Raw genomic sequence first — 1184 nt, 5'->3', positions numbered from 1 at the left:
CATGAGCAGCGTGCTGGGGCTCTCGTCGCCCACCGGAGGCAGCGGCCGCGTCGAGACGGACACCGCACGCCACTGCCCCGTTGTGTCGAACACCCAGGCGCGCTCGCCGTCGAGATGCTCGCCGCGGGCAGCGCGATGCACGGGCCGCTCGTCGGCGGCGAGCGCGCGACCGCGCTGGGATTCGTAGTCGACCGTGCGAGGGGGCTGCGTCGGATCGTCGGGGTCGATGCCGTAGAGGGTGAGGTAGGCGGCGTTGGGGGAGACGAGGTCGCCGGCCGGGGTCACCCGCGCGATGGCGATCGGCACGCCGTCGAACATCTGCGTCGCGCGCTCCTGCTGCGCCGACACGCGGGCGAGGGTGCGCTGGGTCCTGTCGGCCTGGCTGCGCAGGAGCGACTTCATGGCCGTCGTGCGGCGCGACATCTGGCGGAAGAGCACTCCGAGGAACGCCAGACACAGCACGACGATCGCGAACCGCAGAGTGATGCTCGAGGTCGCACCCGCCCCGACCGCCTCGAAGAGGATGACGGCCGAGATGAGCGCGAAGGCGGCCCCCAGCCACCTCGCCGGGAAGTGCGTCGCGATCCACGCCACGGGAAAGCACCACAGGAACTCCAGCCGCAGCTCGCCGCCCTGCGACATGACCCCGACGGCGAAGGTGTCCACAAGCGGCACGGCCACCACCGCGTCGCGGGAGACGCGATCCCATGGGATGAACATGACCACGGCGCTGATGAGGATCAGCATCGTCGCGCCGACGATGAGGGGAGGCTCGGTGAGCCGGTCGCGGTCGAGCGTCGTGATCACCAGCATGATCACCACGACCGCCGCGGCCAGCACGAGCTGCCACAGCCAGATCGACCGCGTGCGCGTGCTGACGGCGCGCTTCGACCCGGCGGGGGTCGTGCGCGCGGCAGCGGTCGTGTCGCCGGGCCCCCGCATGCCGCCTACCCGGCTGCCGCCGCGGAGGCGTCGCCGTCGGCTTCGGTGAGGCGATAGCCCACGCCTCGCACCGTCTCGATGTAGCGCGGTGCGGCCGAACTGTCGCCGAGCTTGCGGCGCAGGTTGGTGATGTGCGCTTCGACGGCGCGCTCGTCGGCGTCGCTGACGTAGGTGTCCTCGGTGGGGTCGCCGCGCAGCATGCGAGCCAGTTCTGCCTTGCTGCGCACGCGGCGCCGCGTGCG

The 1184-nt window shown here is 72.0% G+C and carries 1 protein-coding gene and 1 pseudogene; both read right to left on the bottom strand.

Annotated elements, in window-relative coordinates:
• Positions 1–942: pseudogene (locus B4E30_RS04295) on the bottom strand (PAS domain-containing sensor histidine kinase); the annotation flags it as partial.
• Between the two features lie 5 nt (positions 943–947).
• Positions 948–1184, bottom strand: a 237-nt coding sequence (locus tag B4E30_RS04290) for a winged helix-turn-helix domain-containing protein (protein WP_286793643.1), incomplete at its 5' end; no start/stop codon positions are given.

Origin of the sequence: Microbacterium sp. UBA3394 (genome assembly GCF_002358725.1) — a bacterium.
GTDB classification, from domain to species: Bacteria; Actinomycetota; Actinomycetes; order Actinomycetales; family Microbacteriaceae; genus Microbacterium; species Microbacterium luteum.
Note: the sequence above shows the minus strand (reverse complement) of the source record. Positions and strands in the feature narration are given on the sequence as shown.